At 68.1% G+C, this 14,232-nt stretch carries 14 protein-coding genes; 9 read left to right on the plus strand and 5 right to left on the minus strand.

What is annotated here, in order from left to right; all coding sequences use genetic code 11:
- Positions 1-3: 3 nt before the first annotated feature.
- The 4 genes from EV653_RS35635 to EV653_RS35650 all read left to right on the plus strand — a co-directional run bounded on the left by EV653_RS35635 (position 4) and on the right by EV653_RS35650 (position 5,477).
- Entirely contained in the window at positions 4-141 is a 138-nt protein-coding gene (locus tag EV653_RS35635) for a SapB/AmfS family lanthipeptide (protein WP_130387812.1), read from the plus strand.
- 178 nt (positions 142-319) lie between these two features.
- Positions 320-2,158, plus strand: a complete 1,839-nt coding sequence (locus EV653_RS35640; protein ID WP_238160674.1) for a prolyl oligopeptidase family serine peptidase — start codon at positions 320-322, stop codon at positions 2,156-2,158.
- Complete coding sequence (locus tag EV653_RS35645) at positions 2,155-3,807, plus strand: ABC transporter ATP-binding protein (protein WP_134109970.1); 1,653 nt, start codon at positions 2,155-2,157, stop codon at positions 3,805-3,807. Before EV653_RS35640 ends, EV653_RS35645 begins: the two co-directional genes overlap by 4 nt.
- Entirely contained in the window at positions 3,804-5,477 is a 1,674-nt protein-coding gene (locus EV653_RS35650) for an ABC transporter ATP-binding protein (protein ID WP_134109973.1), read from the plus strand. Before EV653_RS35645 ends, EV653_RS35650 begins: the two co-directional genes overlap by 4 nt.
- Here EV653_RS35650 and EV653_RS35655 read toward each other — a convergent pair.
- Entirely contained in the window at positions 5,456-6,055 is a 600-nt protein-coding gene (locus tag EV653_RS35655) for a response regulator transcription factor (RefSeq protein ID WP_233714898.1), read from the minus strand. The two genes, EV653_RS35650 and EV653_RS35655, sit on opposite strands and share 22 nt — an antisense overlap.
- Before the next feature lie 118 nt (positions 6,056-6,173).
- Between EV653_RS35655 and EV653_RS42390 the strand changes: the two genes are divergently transcribed.
- Together EV653_RS42390 and EV653_RS35665 are read left to right on the plus strand one after the other, a co-directional pair.
- Complete coding sequence (locus EV653_RS42390; protein ID WP_238160675.1) at positions 6,174-6,710, plus strand: DUF5946 family protein; 537 nt, start codon at positions 6,174-6,176, stop codon at positions 6,708-6,710.
- Positions 6,711-6,998: 288 nt separating this feature from the next.
- Positions 6,999-7,640: a transglycosylase family protein gene (locus tag EV653_RS35665; RefSeq protein WP_134109980.1), complete on the plus strand. Its 642-nt coding sequence runs from the start codon at positions 6,999-7,001 to the stop codon at positions 7,638-7,640.
- Between the two features lie 135 nt (positions 7,641-7,775).
- Here the strand turns inward: EV653_RS35665 and EV653_RS35670 are convergent, their stop codons facing one another.
- The 3 genes from EV653_RS35670 to EV653_RS35680 are packed head-to-tail and all read right to left on the minus strand — an operon-like array spanning position 7,776 to position 9,676.
- Positions 7,776-8,426 carry a class I SAM-dependent methyltransferase gene (locus EV653_RS35670; protein ID WP_134109983.1) on the minus strand — a complete coding sequence of 217 codons (651 nt, stop codon included), beginning with the start codon at positions 8,424-8,426 and terminating at the stop codon, positions 7,776-7,778.
- Between the two features lie 4 nt (positions 8,427-8,430).
- Complete coding sequence (locus EV653_RS35675) at positions 8,431-9,072, minus strand: Pr6Pr family membrane protein (protein WP_134109986.1); 642 nt, start codon at positions 9,070-9,072, stop codon at positions 8,431-8,433.
- 40 nt (positions 9,073-9,112) lie between these two features.
- A complete protein-coding gene (locus EV653_RS35680) occupies positions 9,113-9,676 on the minus strand; it encodes a 2TM domain-containing protein (protein WP_238160676.1) in 564 nt (187 codons plus the stop codon).
- 48 nt (positions 9,677-9,724) lie between these two features.
- Between EV653_RS35680 and EV653_RS35685 the strand changes: the two genes are divergently transcribed.
- The 3 genes from EV653_RS35685 (at position 9,725) to EV653_RS35695 (ending at position 13,038) form a co-directional block, all read left to right on the plus strand.
- Positions 9,725-10,333: a TetR/AcrR family transcriptional regulator gene (locus EV653_RS35685; RefSeq protein WP_134109990.1), complete on the plus strand. Its 609-nt coding sequence runs from the start codon at positions 9,725-9,727 to the stop codon at positions 10,331-10,333.
- Positions 10,334-10,405: 72 nt separating this feature from the next.
- Positions 10,406-10,918 carry an AAA family ATPase gene (locus EV653_RS35690; protein ID WP_130442227.1) on the plus strand — a complete coding sequence of 171 codons (513 nt, stop codon included), beginning with the start codon at positions 10,406-10,408 and terminating at the stop codon, positions 10,916-10,918.
- 35 nt (positions 10,919-10,953) lie between these two features.
- The gene (locus EV653_RS35695) at positions 10,954-13,038 is read left to right on the plus strand and encodes a molybdopterin-dependent oxidoreductase (protein WP_134109992.1); all 2,085 of its coding nucleotides are present in this window, start codon (positions 10,954-10,956) and stop codon (positions 13,036-13,038) included.
- On the opposite strand, the gene EV653_RS35700 is transcribed toward EV653_RS35695, so the two are convergent.
- Complete coding sequence (locus EV653_RS35700) at positions 13,035-14,045, minus strand: LacI family DNA-binding transcriptional regulator (protein ID WP_134109995.1); 1,011 nt, start codon at positions 14,043-14,045, stop codon at positions 13,035-13,037. The genes EV653_RS35695 and EV653_RS35700 overlap by 4 nt on opposite strands.
- Between the last annotated feature and the right edge of the window lie 187 nt (positions 14,046-14,232).

Below are 14,232 nucleotides of genomic sequence, written 5' to 3' on the forward strand. Positions count from 1 at the left end.
CACATGGCACTTCTCGACCTTCAGGGTCTGGAGACCCCGGGTTACGGCCACGGCGGCCACCACCACGGCGGCTCCACGCTGACCGTGCTGGGCTGCGCTTCGCAGACCCCGAGCAACCTGAGCCTGCTGCTCTGCCACTGATACGGCACCTGTAATGCCAGGTAGAGGCCCTGGGTGGGCGGCAATCCACCCGGGGCCGACCTGCATTCGGGTGCCGATCGGGCCCGCCGGTGACCGACTCGCCTCGGTCGCCGGGCGGCTTCTTGTAGCTCAACGAACTGGTGCTCGTTGTGTTGGTGGGGGACGGAAGGAGAGCGAGGTGATCGATTCCGTGCAGTCCTATCCATGCGCCGAGCGCTTGTCGCTCGTGGAGCAGGTGCACGGTCGTAGCGTCGCGGACCCGTACCGCTGGCTCGAGGACTCCTCGACCGCGGAGACCAAGGACTGGTCAAGGGCTCAGGACGACCTGTGGCTGACGTACGCCGGCACGCTGAGCAGCCGGTTCCGCTGGAAGAACCGGGTGCGACAGCTGTCCGCGGTCAGCAGCGTGTCCACACCTGTCTGGCGTGGCGGCCGCTGCTTCACGCTGCGGCGCGAGCCGGGCCGGCAGCCCGTACTCTTCGTCGACGAGACTCCGCTGATCGATCCGAAGCGGCTCGACCCGACGGGACTGACCACGCTCGACGCCTGGCAGCCGTCACCGGACGGCACCAAGCTCGCGTACCAGCTCTCCCGCGGCGGCGACGAGCGTTCCACTCTGACCGTCGTCGATGTCACGACGGGCGAGCTCATCGACGGCCCGCTCGTCGGCTGCCGCTACTCCCCCGTCGCCTGGCTCCCCGACGGCAGCGCGTTCTACTACGTGCGCTTCCGTCAGGTACGACGCCATCGCTTGGGCGACCCCGATGACACCACGATCCTCGACCGCGAAGCGTCCTACGGGCTGGAGCTGAGCGCGGACGGCCGCTGGCTGACGATCTGTACGACGAACGACCTGTGGTTCGCGGACCTGTCGAAAGATGAGCCGCCCGCACACCTCCCGCAGGAATCCACCACCATCATGTCGGTCGGCCCTGACAACCGGCTGTACGTCGTGACGGCCGACGGGATCCGCATCGGCGACCCGACCGAGCCGACTGTCTGGCGTGACTACATCCAGCTGGATGCACCGCTGACCGGCCTCGCGATCCTCGACGAAGTCGTCCTCACAAGCACAACCAGCACGATCACCATCCACGATCGCGAGACGGGCCGCTACCAAACAGACATCGACCTCCCCGGCTTCGGATCGGTCGGATCCCTGAGCGCCCACCGGAATCAGGCCTGGTTCACCTACACGGACAGCGTGACGCCGCCCACGGTCTACTGCTACGACGCGAGCACCGGCCAAATAACAGGGCCGACTAGCGGCCGGGCAGCAGAAACGCAGCGACTGAACTACACGTCCCCCGATGGCACCGAGCTCGAACTGAACGTGATCGGCAAGCCAGGCGGACCGACGATCCTCTACGGGTACGGCGGCTTCGGGCAATCGCTCACGCCGACGTACTCCGCCTTCGCGCTCGCCTGGGTCGAAGCCGGCGGCGCCTTCGTGACCGCGACCGTTCGGGGCGACGCAGCACACCGCAACGCGACGAAGCAGCAGACGATCGACGACTTCATCGCCGGCGCCGAGCACCTGATCACCGAAGGCTGGACCACCGCCGACGAGCTCGCGATCTGCGGTGAGTCCAACGGCGGTCTACTGGTCGCGGCCGCCCTCACCCAACGGTCCGAGCTCTTCGCCGCGGCCGTCTCCTCAGCCCCACTCACCGACATGCTCCGCTACGAACTCTCAGGTCTCGGCGAACGCTGGACCGCGGAGTACGGCTCGGCCAAGAACCCCGACGACTTCGAGACGCTCGCGAGCTACTCGCCGTACCACAACGTCAAGAGCGGCGTGAAGTATCCGGCGGTCCTGCTGACGGCCTTCGGGAACGACACCCGCGTGGATCCCTTGCACGCAAGGAAGATGTGCGCGGTGCTCCAGCACGCGACCGCGAGCCAACGGCCGGTGCTGCTCAGATTCGAGCCGGATGCAGGTCATACGACCGGCGGGATCAACCTGGCCGCAGACATGCTGGCCTTCCTCGCCACCGAGACAGGCCTGGACCGATGATCACCTTCAAAGAGGTGGCGAAACGTGGTCGCGGCTGGCTCCCGCTGATCGGTCTCAACGCGCTCATCGGTAGCGGCGTGACGCTCGCGCTGCCGACCATCCTCGGTCGTTCCGTTGACGCGATCGTGGCCGGCAGCGGGTACACCCGCTGGCTGATCGCCGCCGCCGCGCTGATCGGCCTGGGCATCGCGGCGAGCATCGTCGACGCGTTCGCCGGCGCGGCCTGTGTCGCTGAGACCACGGCCTGGCTACGTCATCGCTTGGTCCGGCACGTGGTCCGCGGCGGCCCCGCCGGGACGCGCGACTTCGAGACCGGTGACCTGGTCACCCGAGTCTCGGCCAACGCCACGGACGCCGCTCAGGCCGGACCGGCCGCGGTGACAGCCATCGCCGCGATCGCGCCGCCGCTCGGCAGTCTCGTCCTCCTGGCGGTCATCGACCCGTGGCTTGCCGCCGCGTTCTTCGGCGGCGTACTGCTGGTGATCGTCGTCCTGTGGACGTTCGCCAAGCGGACCGCCGACGTCAGCCTCAACTATCAGGAGACCCAGGGCCGGATCGCCGCCCTGCTGTCCGAGTCACTCACCGGCATCCGCACGATCACAGCCGCTGGTACGACGGAACGCGAAGAGCGCCGCATCCTCGGCCTCCTGCCCGAACTCCACCGCAACGGCGTCGTCACCTGGCGGATCCTCGCCCGCTCCGGCGCCCAGGCCGCGGTCGTCGGCCCGCTCGTGCTCGTCGCCGTACTCGCGGTCGGCGGTGTGCAGCTCGTCGCCGGCCACATCACCGCGGGCGAGCTGTTCGCCGCCTCGCAGTACGCCGTGCTCGGCGCCGGCCTCGGCAACCTGACCGGTGTCCTCGGCGAACTCGCTCGCGCGAGGGCCGGCGTACGCAGGTCCGCCGAGGTGATCGCGATCGACCCGATCCCCCACGGCACGCTGCCGGTCCCGGCCGGACCGGGGCTGCTCAGCTTCGACGGTGTCAGCGTGATCGCCGACGGGAATGTCCTGCTGGACAACGTGAATCTCGACCTTCCGGGCGGGGTCACCGTCGCTGTCGTCGGCCCGAGCGGTGCCGGCAAGTCCGTCCTCGCAGCGGTCGCGGCTCGGCTGCGGGATCCGTCGACGGGGCAGGTGTCGCTGGACGGCGTACCGCTGCAGGCCATCAGCCGCCGTGCGCTGCGGAGCGCGGTCGGCTGCGCGTTCGAGCGTCCGCAGTTGGTCGGACGGACGGTGGGCGAGGCGATCGATCCGCACGCGGTCAGCCCGATCCGGGCGCTGGCCGCCGCGCGTGCCACCCATGCCCACGACTTCGTCAGCCGACTGCCCAACGGCTACCTCACTTCGTTGCGCAAGGCACCGATGTCGGGCGGCGAACGTCAGCGGCTCGGCCTCGCCCGCGCCTGGTCGGCCAGCCGCCTCCTGGTACTCGACGACGCCACGTCGAGCCTCGACACGGCCACCGAGCGCCAGATCACCCGCACGCTGACCGAGGACCGGCACCAGCGCACCCGCCTCATCGTCACGCATCGCCCCGCGACCGCGGCCCGCGCCGACCTGGTCATCTGGCTCGACCACGGCCAGATCCGCGCCATCGCCCCCCACGCCGACCTCTGGCACAACACGTCGTACCGAGAAATTTTCGGATGAAACGAGAGCTGTCGTACGGCGTCACCGCGCTGCGGAAACGAGCCACGGTGAAGTTGGTCGCGTGGTCGGTTCCGGAGATCCTGCCGACGGCGGTGTACGGGATCGCGGTGGCGCGGGCGACGGACAACTTTCTCGCCGGGCACGCGTGGCAAGGCATCGCCTGGCTCGCCGGGCTGGTCGCGACAGCAGGCCTCGGCGCTGCCGGGGCGCGACAGGTCTATGCACGGCTCGGCGACCTCGTCGAGCCGCTCCGCGACGATCTGGTACGACGGGTCGTCGGCGGCGCGCTGCGCTCGGGAGACGACGGTGCCGTCGCGCGGCTGAACCGGCAGGTGGAGATCGTCCGCGACACGTTCGCGGGATTGGTCCTGGTACTGCGAAGTTTCGCGGTCACGTTGTTCGGCGTGCTCACCGGACTGCTGTCGCTGGCTCCGCTCGTGGCCGCGTTCGTCGTACCGCCGTTCCTCGTCGGATTCGCGTTGTCGCTTGCGGTGCTGGGGATGGCGGCGGATCGGGTCCGCGCGTCGTTGACGGCCGACGAGGAGCTGGCAGCGTCGGCGGGCATGGTGTTCGGCGGCGTCCGCGACGTCACCGCGGCAGGCACCGAGGAGTATGCCGAATGGTTGGTCGGCCAGCCGATCGAGGCGCACGCGGCGGCGGAGCGCGCGCTGGCGAAGGTCGCGGCCCTGCGAACGCTGTGCTTCGCGGTCGGAGGGTGGCTGCCGCTGCTGATCCTGCTCGCGACAGGGCCGTGGCTGGTCGACCGCGGTGTCAGCACCGGCACGCTGCTCGGTGGGCTCACCTACGTGCTCATCGGCTTGCAGCCTGCGCTGAACACGGTGATGAACGCACTCGGCGACAGCGGCCTGCGGTACGTCATCACGCTCGGCCGGATCCTCGACACGTCCACGCCGGTGGACCAGCCGCGGCCGGTCGACGAACTGAAGGGCTATCAGGTCCGGCTGCGCGGACTGACGTTCGCGTACGGACCGAACGCCGAGCCTGTACTCGACAAACTCGAGCTGACCATCCCCGAGGGCGAGCACCTTGCGGTGGTCGGACCGAGCGGTATCGGCAAGTCGACGCTGGCCGGCTTGGTCTGCGGCATGCTCACCCCAACGGATGGCCGCGTGCTGCTCGGCGGGGCGCCACCGACCGAGGTGACCACAGACGAACTCGCCAGGACCAGGGTGCTCATCCCGCAGGAGGCCTACGTCTTCAGCGGCAGCGTGCACGACAATCTCACCTATTTGTTGCCCGATGCAACTACAGACCAGGTCAGGCAAGCAGTCGAAGCAGTGGGTGCCACGCAGCTGATCGAGCGACTCGACGAGATCCGGCCGGGCGAGCTGTCCGCCGGCGAGAAGCAACTGATTGCGCTGGTCAGGGCCTATCTCTCACCCGCACCGCTGGTCATGCTCGACGAGGCGACCTGCTTCCTCGACCCGGAGGCCGAACGTCAAGCCGAAGAGGCGTTTGCCCAGCGCAACGGGACGCTGATCGTCATCGCCCACCGGATCAGCTCAGCCCTCCGCGCGCGTCGCATCCTCGTCCTCGACGGGAACCAGGCCGCGATCGGCACGCACGCCGGCCTGATGCGCACGTCGCGTCTCTACCGCGACCTGCACGGCAGCTGGACGCCCAGCGCTCAGATCCAGCCCGCATCCTGAGCTTTGCGGATCGCCTCGATCCGGCTCCGGGAGCCGGTCTTCGCGAGGATCCGGGACAGATAGTTCCGCACGGTCCCGGCGCTCAAACTGAGCGTGCGCGCGACCTCCTGCGCGGTCGCTCCCGTGGTGACCTGACGCAGTACTTCGCACTCGCGATCGGTGAGCGGGTTGTCGCCCGCCTTCAACGCAGCAACAGCAAGGCGTACGTCGACCACCGGCAGGCCCTTCGCCACATCACGCACAGCCTGGACCAGCTGATCAGTCGTCGCGTCAGTCGCGATCAGCCCGATCCGCGGCGCCTGCTTCACCAACGCCAGGCTGGTGGCCGCGATGGCCTCATGGTCGATCAGCACCAGTACGCCGCGACCGGCGAGCTTGCGGCAGAGCTCCTCGATCCGGATCCGGCCGGGCAGCTGTGGATCGAGCAGGAACACGTCCGGGCGCCGCCCGGCCACCTGGAGGACGTCCTCCGAGCGGTCCAGCTCTGCCACCACGTCCAGGTCGTTCTCTCTTGCCAGCACCGCGGCCAGTGCACCACGCACCAACGTGCCGCGATGGCCGAGAGCCACTCGGATCACGCCTACTGCCCCCATCACATCCGTCGCCTCATCCGCCGGCGCCGCGCAACCCCGACGGTCTCTGCCAATTTCGAGGCGGCAGCTGCCGGGACGGCGGTACCCGTGCTTCGATCAACGAGTGAACTCGCCCGATGACACGCAGGAATCAACGGTTTGTCCCGGCTGCCGCGCCGTACTTCCATCGTCGGAGTGGCCCGGGACCCCGAAGTACAACGCCTCGCCGGAGTGTGCGGAGGTCGCCGGTGAGCTGCTCGGCTTCGAGGTCGAGCACGCGGCCCGCCTCGGATACTTGCACCAGCTGCGGATCGACGCGTACGGCGGACAGCACGTCAACCCGGACGCCCCGCGCATCGGCCCGGTGTTCGCGCTGAACGGGCTCTACATGTTCTTCGAGCGCGGCTCGGGCAACCTCGACGTACGCACGGCTCACGGCATCATGGCGAACGCGTACGACGACTGGCCGCGGCTCGTTCCGCCGGATCGGGTCGGCGAGCTCACGGCGTACGACGTCCTGATGTCCGGCGGGGTCGACGAGGTTGAGTCGGCCCTGCTCAAGTGGGCTCGCGAGGTCTGGGAGTCGTGGCCGGACGACGTCCGGGACACGATCCGCGAACTGACCGTGAAACTGGTCCCGGAACGCTATTTCAAACGTTGATAAACCGATCGGTTCACCGCCCTCCGCGCTGGGCGTGTCGGCCCGGAAACCGTTCTGTTGTTGGGGTTTCGGTACGTCAGAGCATGGAAAAAGTTCGGGGCAGATCCGGATCTGCACTTGCGTTTCGCGCGAACCTCACCGAGGATGACTCAGGTCGCGTCGTTACCGTGGCGTGATCATTCGGACGCTGTCCTGTGACCTGCTGTGGGATGTGTCCGGATTGCCCCTCCCCCTGCACGAGGGCCTGGTGTGCCTCACCATGCCCGAGCTCACAAGGAGCGCTTCCTGATGTCCAAGGCCCGACATGCGCGCGCCCGGCGAAGTACTCGCCGGGTGGCTCGAACCCTCTCCATCGCCGGTCTGGGAGCCGGTATCACAGCCGCCGGAGCCGGCGCGGCGTTCGCAACCGATTACCAGGTCAAAGCCGGTGACACCCTCTCCGAGATCGCCCAGGCCAACGGTGCCGACTGGCACGAGCTGGCCCGGATCAACAACCTGAAGGACCCGAACCTCATCCTGATCGGGCAGACCCTGACCCTGGACGGCGCGAAGACGGCCAGTTCCGCGCCGAGGGTGGTCAAGAAGTCCGAGACCTGGAAGTCCGAGACCCGGAAGTCCGCGACCAAGAAGGCCGATCGCGACACCCGCTCGAGCCGGTCCGAGGACCGCCCGAAGGCGAGCAGCGGCAAGGCGAACCTGAGCGGCGCCTGGGCCAAGGTCGCCAACTGCGAGTCCAGCGGCAACCCGCGCGCCGTGAATGGTGCCGGCTACTACGGGTTGTTCCAGTTCGACCTGCAGACCTGGCGCAGCGTCGGTGGCTCCGGCAACCCGGCGAAGGCCTCGGCGGCCGAGCAGCTGATGCGCGCGAAGAAGCTCTACGCGCAGCGCGGCGCCTCCCCGTGGCCCGTCTGCGGCAAGTACCTGCGCTGAGCCGGCGACCGGGCGCGTCGGTGGCCAGACCGTCCTCCCCGCCACGTGCCCGGCACCCCTGGACCGCTTCCCGCTCATCGTGGCGGGTAGGCGCAAACTCATCCGTGATCGCGATGAGCGGGAAGCACCAGAGACTCAGCTGCGGGTGATGACCAGCATTTCGTTGGCACCGAGCTGGAACTCGTAGGGGACCTTGCGGATCTCGGTGGTCACGCCCTCGAGTGAGGCGAGCAGCTCCGGGAGCCAGGGGACCGGGTCGCCTGCACCCTGTTGCACCAGCGGGAAGATCCGAACCTCGGAGTTGCTGACCCGGATCAGCTCGCGCAACGCGGCCTCGTGCCAGTCCCGGTCGTACTTGTCCGACCAGGTGAAGAGCAGGTGCGAGCACAGCACCAGCTCGAAACGGCGATCGCCGAAAGGCAGGTCCGGCAGGCCTGCGGCGACGTACCGCTCCGGCGCCGCCATCACGTCCTGCAGGAACCGGTCGGCCGCCTCGATCCGGTACTGGTCCTTCCGCTCCGGGGATCCGTACCAGTGCCAGACGAAACTGCCCTGATGCGCGTCGACGATTCCCGACGTGGCCGGCAGGCTCCGCCGGACGCTGTCCACGAGTTCGGACGTCTCCAGCTCGTACGCCGGATCGGCGGCAATCGCGTCGACGCCGCGTTCGGCGGCCTCGGCGGTGAAGCCGGCGCCCCCGGCGCAGCAGTCGAGGATGGAGTCCGGGAGTTCCTTCAGGTCGAACATCGCTTCGTACTCGGCATACGAGCGCGAGGTCACCAGCACGGGTCTACCTTTCGACGGTTGTCTTCCGACGCAACCGGCGATCGAGAGTGGTCGCCCCGGCCGCCAGAGCCAGGAACAGTACCGCCACCAGCAGACAGTTCAGCAAGACCCGTCCGTACCCGTGCTCGTCGACGTTCACGAACGGGTACGGGTAGAACCCGACGAACGCGCCGCGGACCAGCGTGAACACCAGCCAGAGCAGCGGGAACACGATCGACCAGCCGACGACCCGCCAGTCGACCAGACCACGCGGACCGAACAGCAGCCATCCCAGAACACCCACGATCGGCGCGGCGGTGTGCAGCAGGAAATCCGCCACGGCAGCCCAACCGTGCAGATCGACCAGACCCGCCAGCACCGCGTGGGCGACGATTCCGGTCACGGCGATACACAGCACACCGTTCAGCCGGAGCGTGTTGAACAGCACGCCGCCCCTACGGCCCGGCTGCAGGGCGAGCACCAGCGCCGTACCGCCGAGCAGCAGGTTCGACTGGATTGTGAAGTACGCGAACACGTTGAACACGCGCTCCGGGTTGTCGGGGAAGAATCCGTCGTTCCCACTCGCCGTCACGAAGAGCTGGATGACGATCCCGCACACCACCACCGCCACCGTCACCGCAGCCCAGATCCGTCCCACCGTCGTCATGCACGAAATGTACGACGACCAACCCCTCGGACCGGGGACGTCAAACCGACTGCTTCTCGCGGTCCCGGTCGAACGAGTAGCTGAACGACACAATCGCGTCGATGACGAGCACGAGCGTCCACGCCCCGGCCGGCGCCAGCACCGCGTCGTACCCACGACCGGACAGCAGCCCGAGCCCGATCATGACCCCGACGCCCACGACGTACGAGACCAGGTGCCGGAACCACCCGGCCCGTTCGCGGCGTGCACGCTCAGGACCTCGCTTCGGCGGCTTCACCGGACGTGGCGCACCGCCGAGGAAGTGCGCCGCCCACTGGTCCGCCCACTTCAGCGTCTGGTGCCCGAAGCCGACGCTGACCCCGATGAAGATCGCGGCCAGTGAGTGCTTGAACGCCGGCTCGGCTCCGCGATGGATGTCGATCACGCTAGCCACCAGCATCACGACATCGACAAGCGGTACGGCGGCCAGCAAAACCATTCCGGCCTTCGGCAACTTCAGCAGGTACCGCGTGACCAGGCCTGCGGCGAGCAGCACCCAGAACCCGATCTCACACGCGGCGATCACAGCAACCAGCACGCCGTTCCCCTCCGAGTTTTTCAGCACGACTGTGTTGTAAAACGATACTAACACAACTGTGCTAAAAAGGACCGCATGCCGAAGATCGTCGACCACACCGCCCGCCGCGAGGAGATCGCCGAGGCGCTGTGGCGGGTGGTCCGCCGGGACGGGATCCGGGCCGCCTCCGTCCGGACGATCGCCGCCGAGGCGGGCTGGTCGGCTGGGGCGGTGCGCTACTACTTTCCGGATCAGGACGGACTGCTGAGCTTCGCGATGGACCTGGTCTCGCGGCGGGTGACCGAACGGGTCAGCGCGATCGAGCCCAAAGGCAGCATCGAGACCGTCGTGTTGCGGTATTTCGACGAGGTGTTGCCGCTCGACGCCGAACGCCGCGCGGAGTTCGACGTCTGGCTCGCGTTCATGGCCCAGGCTCGGGCCGAATCCGGCGCCGGCACTCTGCAAGAACATGTCGACACCGTGCACAACGGACTGCGCCAACTGTGCGAGTCGCTGCTTCGTTCGCTCGCGGACGCCGGCGTCCTCAAGGAGGGTCTCGATCTGCGTCGCGAGGTTGAGGTGTTGCATGCCCTGCTCGACGGCCTCGCCTTGCATGCGGCGATTCAGCCGGACCGTACGACGCCGACGCGGCTGCGGCAGCTGATGCGCCGGCATCTGGAGTCGCTGATGGCCCGGAACCCCTGAGAAACTGGGGGTTTTCGGAGAAGAATTGCCGCGACCGGTTCAAAACCTTGCGCCACGTGGCACGATCACCGCATGGAATCCGAGGGGGTGATCGTCGTCAGTGGAATCATGGCGGCGGGGAAGTCGTCGGTGTCCCAGATGCTGGCCGAAAGATTCCAGTACGGCGTGCATCTGCGGGGGGACGTTTTCCGGCGGATGATCGTCAGCGGACAGGCCTCGATGGCCGACGACGTGCTCGAGGCGCAGCGTCAGCTCCAGCTCCGCTACCGGCTTGCCTGCCTGGCCGCCGACGAGTACGCGAAGGCGGGTTTCACCGTCGTACTGCAGGACGTCGTGATCGGTGAACTGCTGCGCGAATTCCTCGACGGCATCCGGACCCGCCCGCGGTACCTGGTCGTACTGACACCTCGGCCCGAGGTCATCTCCGGCCGGCTCGGCGGCGCGCGTCACCTGGTCGACGAACTCGATTACGAGCTGCACGCGTTCAGTCCGCGGCGCGGGTTGTGGCTGGACAACTCCGACCTGTCGGTCGGTGAGACCGTCGACGCGATTCTCGGGCGACTCGACGAGGCCGTCTTCGACTGATGGCGGCTCTCCTTACCCGAGGGTAGTTTGTGTGGATGACCGTACGGCGGACGTCCTGCAACCTGTGTGAAGCGATCTGCGGTGTGCTGGTGACCGTCGAGAACGGCCACGTGACCGACATCCGGGGCGATGAGTCGGACCCGCTGTCCCACGGTCACATCTGCCCGAAGGCGGTCGCCCTTCGCGATCTCCAGGAGGACCCCGACCGACTGACCACACCGGTACGACGGACGTCCGACGGCTGGCAGGAGATCGGGTGGGACGCGGCGTACGAGCTCGTCGTCGACAAGCTCACCGGGATCCAGAGGGAGCACGGCCGGAACTCGATCGGCGTGTACCTCGGCAACCCGAACGTGCACAGTCTCGGTGCGCTCACGCACATGCCGACGATGGTCAGGCAGCTGCGGACCCGGAACAAGTTCAGCGCGACGTCGATCGATCAGCTGCCGCACATGCTCTCGTCGTACCTGCTGTACGGGCATCAGCTGATGGTTGCGGTGCCGGACATCGACCGGACGTCGTACCTGCTGATGCTCGGCGCGAATCCGCTGGCGTCGAACGGCAGCATGATGACGGCGCCCGGATTCGGGCGTCGGCTGAAGGACGTGCGGAAGCGCGGCGGCACGGTCGTCGTCATCGATCCGCGGCGCACCGAGACAGCGGCCGTCGCCGACGAGCATCACTTCGTCCGGCCGGGGACTGACGCCGCGTTCCTGCTCGCGTTGATCCATGAAGTGATCTCGCTGGGTGCTGCGCGGCCTGCGGAGTACGTCGACGGACTGGCGACGATCGAGACCGTGGTCGAAGCGTGGACGCCGGAGCGGGCCGCGGGGATCACGGGCATCCCGGCCGATGTGATCCGGCGGATCGCTCGTGAGTTCGCCCAGGCTGACCGGGCCGCTTGTTACGGGCGGGTCGGGGTGTCGACGCAGCAGTTCGGCGCGATCTGCCAGTGGGCGATCCAGGTGCTGAACATCATCACCGGGAACCTCGATCGCCCGGGCGGCACGATGTTCCCGCGGCCGGCGGTGAACGCGTTGCTCGGGCTGGGTCGCGGGCATGTCGGGGTCTGGAAGAGCCGGGTGCGTGGGCTGCCGGAGTTCGGCGGCGAGCTGCCGGTGTCGACGATGGCCGAGGAGATCCTGACGCCGGGCGACGGCCAGATCCGGGCCATGGTGACGGTGGCCGGCAACCCCGTGCTGTCGACGCCGAACGGCCGCAAGCTGGACGAGGCGCTCGGATCACTGGACTTCATGGTCGCGATCGATCCGTACATCAACGAGACGACGCGGCACGCGGACGTGATCCTGCCGCCGGCGCCGCCGCTCGAGCGCGACCACTACGACCTGATCTTCCACCAACTCGCCGTACGCAACACCGCGCGCTGGAACGACGCAGTACTCCCCAAGCCCGCGGACGCCCGGCACGACTGGGAGATCTTCCGGGATCTCGGATTGGCGTTGGTACGACGTACTGCGTGGAGCCGGCGACGCGTCGAGGTGACTGCTCGCCTGCGGGTCTCACCACGCCGGATCGTCGACGTCGGATTGCGGATCGGGCCGTACCGATTGTCGGTAGCGAAGCTCCGGAAGTCACCGGGCGGGATCGATCTCGGACCGCTGCAGCCCGCCTTGCCGGCCGCGCTGCATCACAAGTCGAAGCGGATCGATCTGGCGCAGCGGATGATCCTCGACGACCTGCCGCGACTGGATTCACTCAACGAACTGGACGGTCAGCTCCTCCTGATCGGTCGGCGCCACCTCCGCAACAACAACTCCTGGATGCACAACTCGGCGCGGCTGGTGAAAGGCAAGCCCCGGCACCAGCTGCTGATGAATCCCGGCGACCTGGCCGAGCGCGCACTCACCGACGGCCAGTTCGTCACGGTCACCTCCGCGGCCGGCTCGATCTCCGTGGAAGTTGCCTCCAGCAACGACATCATGCCCGGAGTGGTCAGCCTCCCGCACGGCTTCGGCCACAACCGGCCCGGCGCCCGCCTCACGATCGCGAACCAGGTGCCGGGCCAGAGCGTCAACGACGTGACCGACGCCGGCTACACCGACGCCGTAGCCGGTACCGCCGCGGTGAACGGCGTACCGGTCACGGTGACAGCGTCCTAACCCGGAGGCGCCGAACTGTCCCGGATGATCAGCAACGGCGTCGAGTACAGGTGAGCCTGGGGCTGGGCGCCGGAGATCAGGGCCAGCAGACGCCGGGTCACTTCCGCGCCGTAGCCAACGATGTTGTGACTGAGCGCCGTGAGCGTGGGATGGGTGATCCGGCACAGCGCCGAATCGTCCCACGCCACCAGCGTGAGGTCGTCGGGGACGCTGAGACCGAGGCCTTGGATGACGGCCAGGCCGGCCACCGCCATCAGGTCGTTGTCGTAGATGATCGCGGTCGGGCGGGGCGAGCCGGTGACGATATCCCGCGTGGCGGCAGCGCCCTGAGCGGCCGAGTAGTCGGTGTGATGGATGCGGGTCTCGAGCGACAACCGGCGGGCGGCCAACTCGAACGCCTGGTCGCGGATCCAGACATCGCCGTACTCCGGCGGCCCGGCGATGCGCGCGATCACCCGATGCCCGAGCGACGCGACGTGATCCAGGGCCGCGTTCATCGCCGCCGTCCCGTCGGTCCAGACGCACGGCATCCCGTCCGCGAGCGCCGGATCCCCGACCAGAACGGCCGGCAGACCGAGCTTGCGCAGTACCGGAAGACGGGGATCGGCGACGCGGAGATCGACGACCATCACACCGTCGACCCGGCGCTCGGCGGCCCATTTCCGGTACGTCGCCAACTCCTCGTCGAGATCGGCCACGACCTGCAGGGCCAGCGCGTACGACTTCTCCGCGAGAACCGACTCGACGCCGCCGACGAAGCCCATGAAGTACGGCTCCTCGATCAGGGTCTGCGCCGACCTCGCGAGCACCAGCCCGAACGTTTCGCTGCGCGCGGCGGACAACTGGCGGGCGGCCCGGTTGGGCGCCCACTCCAGCTCCGCGGCGACCTGCAGCACCCGCGCACGGGTGGCCTCCGACACCCCGGGCCGGTTGTTCAGCGCGTACGAGACGGCGCCTTGGGAGACCCCACAGCGACGGGCGATCTCCTTGATGGTCACACGGGACACAACGGTTCACTCCTCACGGGCGGCCGGACCGCTGACGGTCGGTCCGGAATCCTCCAGTGTGCTCCCGACTTGAACACCGTGTCATCACTTGAGCACACAAAGTGACCGTTTGATCAATCTCGGGAATCTGAGAGACCTGCCAGGTGACCGCCCAGTCGTTGGGCGGAGGGTGGTGCCGCCGGGGCTC

The sequence above is a fragment of the Kribbella pratensis genome (assembly GCF_004365355.1).
GTDB lineage: Bacteria > Actinomycetota > Actinomycetes > Propionibacteriales > Kribbellaceae > Kribbella.